The organism is Streptomyces sp. NPDC027962, assembly GCF_055566095.1.
Genome location: NZ_JBVHTA010000108.1, coordinates 1 through 1702, shown reverse-complemented (window position 1 = coordinate 1702; position 1702 = coordinate 1). Strand labels below are relative to the sequence as shown.

Here is a 1702-nt window from a genome sequence, read left to right as displayed (position 1 = left end):
AGGCTCCGTACGCCGTGCTCGGTCACCAGATGGCGGGCCACCAGGGCACCCAGCGCGCCCGTGCCGCCCGTGACGAGAACCGTGCCTGCACCGAACGCGCCGGCCTCCACCGGCTCCTGGCCGGCCGGGCGGGCGGCCCGCACCAGCCGCGGCACCAGAACCCGGCCCTCGCGGATCGCGATCTCGCCCTCGTCCGCCGCCCGTGCGGCGGCGATGCCGGACGCGACGGCGGCCTCGGCGCCGGCACCCTCGGCGACCTCGGTGTCCAGGTCGACGAGGAGGAATCGCCCGGGGTTCTCGGCCTGCGCGGCCCGGATCAGGCCACGGACGGGGGCGTGCACCAGGTCGGTCGCATGGCGTCCGGCGGCCTCGGGGGCGCCCTCGGTGACCAGCACCAGGCAGGCGTCGGCGAACCGCTCGTCCGCCAGCCATGCGCGCGCCAGGTCGAGCACCCGGCCGGTCGCCTCACGGACGGCCTCGGCGGTCGGCGTCACCGTGCCGGCGTCGGCAAGGGCGTCGGCCGGCGCGGGGATCCGCACGACGAGGGCGTCCGGGACGTCCCGGACCTCGGCGAGGTCCCCGTACGCGGCGGCGTCCGGCAGCGGACCGTACCCCTCCGTACCGAGGAAGGCGATCGAGAGCGCCTCCGGCGCCTGGGCGGTGGCGGGGAGTTCGGTCCACTCCGCGTGGAACAGGGAGTCGGTCGCGGGGTCACGGTCCGCCGAGAGCTGGTCGGCGGAGACGGCGCGGAAGGCCAGCGACGCGGCCGAGGCGACGGGCGCACCGGTGCCGTCGGCCACGGTCACGGCGATGGCGTTGTCGCCCGCGGGGGCGAGCCGGACGCGCAGCTCGGAGGCGTTCGCGGCCTGAAGGGCCACGTGGTTCCAGGAGAACGGCAGCCTGGCCTGGCCGTCGTCGGCGAGCAGCTCGCCGTAACCGATGGCGTGCAGGGCGGCGTCGAGCAGGGCGGGGTGGATGCCGTACGAGGCGGCGTCGGCGTCCTCGGGGAGGGCGACCTCCGCGTACACCACGCCGTCCGTGCCGCGCCAGGCGGCCCGCAGGCCCTGGAAGACGGGGCCGTAGGAGAAGCCGGCCGCGGCGGAGTCCGCGTACAGGGTGTCCACGTCGGCCGGTTCCGCACCGGCCGGCGGCCACTCGGTGAGCCCCGCCGCCTGCTCGGCCGCACTGCCGAGACCGAGCAGACCGGTGGCGTGGGTGGTCCACGGCTCCTCCGGCAGCGCGTCCTCGGCACGGGAGTGAACGGTCAGCGTGCGACGTGCGTGGTCGTCGGCCGAGCCGACGACGACCCGGAGGTCCACCGCGCCCTGCTCGGGAAGGACGAGCGGGGCGGCAAGGGTCAGTTCCTCGACGAGGTCGCAGCCGACCTCGTCGCCCGCGCGCAGCGCCAGTTCAACGAACGCAGTGCCGGGGAGAAGGACGTTGCCCATGACGGTGTGGTCGGCCAGCCACGGATGCGTCCGCAGCGACAACCGGCCCGTCAGCACCACACCGTCGGAATCCGGGAGGACGACGGCCGCGCCGAGCAACGGGTGCCCGGGAGCGTCGAGGCCGGCGGCGGTCACGTCGCCCAGCGGCGCGGCGAGCTTCAGCCAGAAGTGCTCGTGCTGGAAGGCGTAGGTGGGGAGGTCGACACGACCGGCCGCCTGACGGCCGGCGAACACCTTCTGCCAGTCGAGCACCG

General features: G+C 75.8%; 1 protein-coding gene. It reads right to left on the bottom strand.

The genetic code is table 11. From position 1 onward, the window contains the following. Nucleotides 1–1702, bottom strand: a 1702-nt coding sequence (locus tag ACZ4SA_RS36865) for a polyketide synthase dehydratase domain-containing protein (RefSeq protein ID WP_468283219.1), incomplete at both ends; no start/stop codon positions are given.